This is a genomic window from Pseudomonas sp. P5_A2_2 (assembly GCF_054177685.1).
The window spans coordinates 1-5,174 of the sequence record NZ_JBGCUL010000283.1 but is presented as its reverse complement, the minus strand read 5'-3'; the positions used below and the strand labels follow the sequence as shown (position 1 = coordinate 5,174).

Genomic DNA, 5,174 nt, shown 5'->3' with positions numbered 1-5,174 from the left:
GGATGCCGTCAGTCAGGTGGATGTTGTCCCCGGTGAAGCGATACACACCGCTGTTGGCGTCGATGCCGACGGTCGACAGGAACAGGCCGATCRGCGCCGCGATGAACGTTTTCAACGGACGGTCACCGGCCATGCCGCCAAGGCAGACAATTGCAAACACCATCAGCACAAAGTATTCCGCCGGCCCGAAGGCAATCGCCCATTTCGCCAGCAGTGGGGCGAACAGCACCATGCCGCAAGTCGCGATGAAGGCACCGATGAACGAGCTCCATGCCGACAGCGACAGCGCGACACCGGCCAGGCCCTGGCGGGCCATCGGGTAGCCATCGAGGGTGGTCATCACGGTGGACGCTTCGCCCGGAATGTTCAGCAGGATCGAACTGATCCGGCCGCCGTATTCGCAACCCAGGTACACCGCCGCCAGCAGGATCAGTGCCGACTCCGGTGGCAGGCCGAGGGCGAATGCGATCGGGATCAACAGTGCGACGCCGTTGATCGGCCCCAGGCCCGGCAACAGGCCGACCACGGTGCCGATCAGGGTGCCGCACAGTGCGGTCACCAGGTTGTACGGGCTCAGCGCGACGCCGAAGCCCTGACCYAAATAGCCAAGAGTATCCATATCAGTTCTCCAGAACGTCGAGCAGGCCGAGGGGCAGCGGTACGTCCATCACGCGGTCGAACAGCAGATAGAGACCGACGGCCATCAGGCTGATGATCACGATGCTGGGTACCCAGCGGCCGCCATACAGGCGCGCCATCGGCACACCGGTCAGGATGCTGGCGACGATGAAGCCCAGGGGTTCGAAGGTGCCGGCGAATACCAGCAACAGCACTACGCAGATGCCGATCTTGGTCAGGGTCTCGCGATCCAGCGGCGGCTCGTCATCGCTGTGCTTGATCGGCGCAGGACGGAACACCATGTACAACAGTGCCGAGCCCATCAGGCCGAGCATCAACAACGGGAAGGCCCGAGGTCCCACCGGTTCGTAGGAAAAAGCCGCTTGATACGGCCACGCCATCAGTGCCAGGCCGATACAGACCAGCAACAGCACCGAAGCAAAAATGCGTTGTAAGAGCATGAGGAACTCCTGGGCTGCGGCTCCGCCAAAACGGAGCCGCAACCGCTAGACAGAGACGATCACTGGATCAGGCCGAACTCTTTGGCCAGCACTTTGTAGTCCGCGACCTGCTTCTTCACGTAGGTGTCCAGCTCCGGGCCGGTCATGGCGAACGGGAAGAGCTCGCGCTGATCGCGCAGCTTGGCGAAGTCTTCGGAGGCCAGCAGTTTGTCGAAGGCCGCTTTCCACCAGGCGTAGTCTTCATCGCTGACTTTTGGCCCGAGGTAGAAGCCGCGCACCACCGGCCAGACAATGTCATAGCCTTGCTCGCGTGCTGTCGGAATGTCCTTCATTTCCGGCTGGTCCAGACGCTTGTCGGAGAACACTGCCAACAAACGCATGTCACCGCTCTGGATGTGCGGCATGGAGTCGGAGATGTCGGTGCTGCCAACCTGGATGTGGCCGCCGAGCAGGGCGGTGGCAATCTCGCCGCCACCTTCGAGGGCAACGTAACGCAAGTCGCGCGGGTTGATCCCGGCAGCCTTGGCGATCAGCGCGGTTTGCATCCAGTCCTGGCTGCCGACGGTGCCGCCGGAACCGATCACTACTTTGCTCGGATCTTTCTTCAGTGCCTGGACCAGATCGTCCAGAGTCTTGTAAGGAGAATCGCTTTTAACCGCGATGGCGCCATAGCTGGTACCAACGGCGGCCAGCCAGCGCACGTTGCTTTCATCGAAGCGACCGAACTTGCCTTGCGCCAGGTTCAGCAGCGAACCACTGGACCAGGCCACCAGGGTGCCGGCATCGGCCGGACGCTGGGCGACCACCGCGTTGTACGCTACCGCGCCGACACCGCCGGGCATGTAGGTCACGCGCATTGGCTTGGTCAGCAGTTTTTCGTTGACCAGCGCGCTTTGCGCCAGTTTGCAGGTCAGGTCGAAACCACCGCCGGGCGAGGCCGGGGCGATGCATTCCGGACGTTTGGGTTCGGCGAGCGCTTGGCCGGTGAGCAGCAGGACGCTGGCGGCGAGGGCTAGTTTACGCATTGACAGGTTCATTCAAGTCTCCTTGGGAGTTGTTGTTATTGACGTACTGAATTACCAAAGGGCAACGCTATAGCTCACCAGCAGACGCACTTCATCGGCATCGCGAGCGGAGTAGTTGGAACGGTAGGTGGCATTGCGCAGACGCACGGCGACATCCTTGAGCGCGCCGCTTTGTACAACATATTTAATCTCGCTGTTGCGTTCCCATTCTTTGCCTTCGTCACCGTTCTTGAGCTTGATGTTGTCACCGCTCACGTAACGGCTCATGAAGGTCAGGCCGGGGACGCCGAGGGTGACGAAGTCGAAGTCATAACGCGCTTGCCAGGAGCGCTCTTGGGCGCCGGCAAAGTCGTTGATCTGCACGAAGTTCACCAGATACGGGTCGCTGCCATCCACATAGGGGAACGCGCTGTCGCCGGACATGTGCTGGTAGCCCGCGCTGAACTTATGCCCGCTCAAGGCGTAACTCACCAGACCGTTGAGGGACTTGTTGTCGATCGGGCCGCCGCGGGCCTCGCCCTGGTCATCACTGATGGCAAATCGCAGGTCGCTGGCAAAGGTGCCAGGGCCGAACGKCTGCGCAGCAACCAGCCCGAGATAGTGCTGGTTGTAGACTTCATCGAGTTGCGCGAAGTGGTAGCTGCCGGTGATTTTGTCGGTGAACTTGTAGTCCACGCCGCCAAAGTCGAAGTGCTTGCCGGCCACGGTGCCAGCGAAGCGGCCGTTCTTGTTGTTGAGGGCGATGTCCTCGAAGTCGGTGCTGTCGCGATCCTTGGCCTTGTCCAGACGCCCGCCGGTGAAGGTCAGGCTCTTGATTTCCCTGGAGGTCAGCATGCCGCCCTCAAACGTCTGCGGCAGGATGCGCCCATCGTTGGGTTTGAGGATCGGCAGTTCCGGAATCAGGGTGCCGATTTTCAGCTCGCTGGCGGAGATTTTCACTTTGCCGGTCAGGCCGAGTTTGGAGTATTCGTCGACGGCTCGCCCATCGTCAGTCGGCAGCAGGCCGGTACCGGTGCGGTCAGGGCTTGAATCGAGCTTGACCCCCATCATGCCCAGCGCATCGACACCGAACCCCACGGTGCCGTCGGTGTAGCCTGATTTCAGATTGAGCATGAAACCCTGGGCCCACTCGTCACGCTTGGACTGTTGGGCACTGGTACMGTCGCGATAATCGCGATTGAAGTACATGTTGCGGGTTTCGAAAGTGGCCGAGCTGTTGTCAAAGAATGCGGCCTGGCTCAACGGTGAAAAACCGGCAAGGGCGGCAGCGCTGGCAAGCGCAGCGTGGCTGAAACGGGAGAGGCGGGCAGGCGCGATAGCCTGGGTCTGCAGGGACTGCATGGATGACTTACTCCGTTTATTGTTCTTATTTGTCGAAAACGCTTCGAGGCGTTTTTCGTATCGCTGTGTGGCTGCAGCGACGGCAGTCGAAACTGTCCGTGGTCCGACTCTAACGGGCTAACCTTTCGCTAACCTTTCAGAAGGCTTTCACGATTTTTCGGGCTTCACAGCGACGGATGCCGCTGTAAACTCCGCGCCAAAGAATGGCGTCGACCATCCCTGAATGAGGTAAAGATCCATGCGTGTTCTGCTCGTCGAAGACCATCTGCAGCTCGCCGAAAGTGTCGCTCAGGCGCTCAAGAGCACCGGGCTGACCGTGGACGTTCTGCACGATGGCGTGGCAGCCGACCTGGCGCTGGGCAGCGAGGAATACGCCATGGCGATCCTCGACGTCGGCTTGCCGCGCATGGATGGTTTCGAAGTGCTGGCGCGCTTGCGGGCGCGGGGCAAGAACCTGCCGGTGTTGATGCTGACCGCCCGCAGCGACGTCAAGGACCGGGTCCACGGCCTGAACCTCGGCGCCGACGACTACCTGGCCAAGCCATTTGAACTGACCGAACTCGAAGCCCGGGTCAAAGCCTTGTTGCGCCGCAGCGTGCTGGGTGGTGAGCGCATTCAGCGTTGCGGTGTGCTGGCCTATGACCTGGAAACCCGGCGCTTCACCCTCGGCGAAGAGTTGCTGACCCTGACCTCCCGCGAGCAAGCCGTGCTCGAAGCCCTGATCGCGCGCCCCGGTCGGGTGATGAGCAAGGAGCAACTGGCCTCGCAGGTGTTCGGTCTCGATGAAGAGGCCAGCCCCGATGCGATCGAAATCTACGTGCACCGCCTGCGCAAGAAACTCGATGGCCAACCGGTCGCCATCGTGACCTTCCGCGGCCTCGGTTACTTGCTGGAAAGCCGCGATGCATAGTCCGAGCAGTCTGCGCTGGCGGTTGCTTTGGAACCTGGCGCTGTTGCTGGTGGTGTTGATGCTGGCCAGCGGATTGAGCGCCTACTGGAACGGTCGTGAAGCCGCCGACACGGCTTATGACCGGACCCTGCTGGCGTCGGCGCGGACCATCGCCGCCGGCGTCTCCCAGCGCGATGGCTCCCTGAGTGCCGACGTGCCCTACGTGGCCCTCGATACTTTTGCCTACGACAGTGCCGGGCGAATTTTCTACCTGGTCAACGACATCAATCAGAAGCTGATTTCCGGTTACGAAAACCTGCCCGCGCCACCGCCGGGAACGCCGCGCACTGATGACTATCCGGCGCTGGCACGTTTCTACAACGCCCAGTACCGCGGGCAGAACGTGCGAGTGGTGAGCCTGCTCAAGCCCGTGAGTGAGCCGAACATGAACGGCATGGCGGAAATTCGCGTGGCGGAAACCGATGAAGCGCGCGTCAGCATGGCCCGCAGTCTGGCGGCGGATACGTTGCTGCGCCTGGGCATGCTGGCAATCGGTGCGTTGATGCTGGTGTGGTTTGCGGTGAGTGCCGCGTTACGTCCGCTTGAGCGCTTGCGCACGGCGGTGGAAGAGCGCCAGCCGGACGATCTGCGCCCCTTGCCGCTGGTGGAAGTGCAGCGCGAATTGTGGCCGCTGGTGCGCGCCCTCAATCACTTTACCGAGCGCTTGCGCGGACAGTTCGAGAAGCAGGCGCAATTCATTGCCGAAGCCGCCCACGAACTGCGCACGCCATTGGCAGCACTCAAGGCGCGACTGGAGCTGGGCATGCGTTCGGCCGAGCC

Annotated in this window: 6 protein-coding genes; 2 read left to right on the top strand and 4 right to left on the bottom strand. The window is 61.7% G+C overall.

All coding sequences use genetic code 11. From position 1 onward, the window contains the following. From ACXRVY_RS16380 to ACXRVY_RS16365, 4 genes are all read right to left on the bottom strand, one after another. A partial coding sequence (locus tag ACXRVY_RS16380; RefSeq protein ID WP_458237771.1) for a tripartite tricarboxylate transporter permease occupies window positions 1–619 on the bottom strand: 619 nt, incomplete at its 3' end. A gap of 1 nt (window position 620) precedes the next feature. After that, on the bottom strand, window positions 621–1,079 hold the full coding sequence (locus ACXRVY_RS16375) for a tripartite tricarboxylate transporter TctB family protein (protein ID WP_223462990.1): 459 nt from the start codon (window positions 1,077–1,079) through the stop codon (window positions 621–623). Window positions 1,080–1,138: 59 nt separating this feature from the next. Next, complete coding sequence (locus ACXRVY_RS16370; protein WP_223462991.1) at window positions 1,139–2,116, bottom strand: Bug family tripartite tricarboxylate transporter substrate binding protein; 978 nt, start codon at window positions 2,114–2,116, stop codon at window positions 1,139–1,141. A 39-nt stretch (window positions 2,117–2,155) separates the two neighbouring features. Next, the gene (locus tag ACXRVY_RS16365) at window positions 2,156–3,445 is read right to left on the bottom strand and encodes an OprD family porin (protein ID WP_458237770.1); all 1,290 of its coding nucleotides are present in this window, start codon (window positions 3,443–3,445) and stop codon (window positions 2,156–2,158) included. A gap of 238 nt (window positions 3,446–3,683) precedes the next feature. Here ACXRVY_RS16365 and ACXRVY_RS16360 point away from each other — a divergent pair, with 238 nt between their 5' ends. Then, on the top strand, window positions 3,684–4,355 hold the full coding sequence (locus ACXRVY_RS16360; protein WP_007979804.1) for a response regulator: 672 nt from the start codon (window positions 3,684–3,686) through the stop codon (window positions 4,353–4,355). Then, the coding region (locus ACXRVY_RS16355; RefSeq protein ID WP_458237769.1) for a sensor histidine kinase N-terminal domain-containing protein at window positions 4,348–5,174 on the top strand (827 nt) is incomplete at its 3' end. The genes ACXRVY_RS16360 and ACXRVY_RS16355, both read left to right, overlap by 8 nt.

What these genes read in the sequence shown, in the direction of transcription:
- ACXRVY_RS16375 (WP_223462990.1), bottom strand. Translation starts at nt 1,079, where the DNA reads ATGCTCTTACAACGCATTTTTGCTTCGGTGCTGTTGCTGGTCTGTATC.
- ACXRVY_RS16370 (WP_223462991.1), bottom strand. Translation starts at nt 2,116, where the DNA reads ATGAACCTGTCAATGCGTAAACTAGCCCTCGCCGCCAGCGTCCTGCTG.
- ACXRVY_RS16360 (WP_007979804.1), top strand. Translation starts at nt 3,684, where the DNA reads ATGCGTGTTCTGCTCGTCGAAGACCATCTGCAGCTCGCCGAAAGTGTC.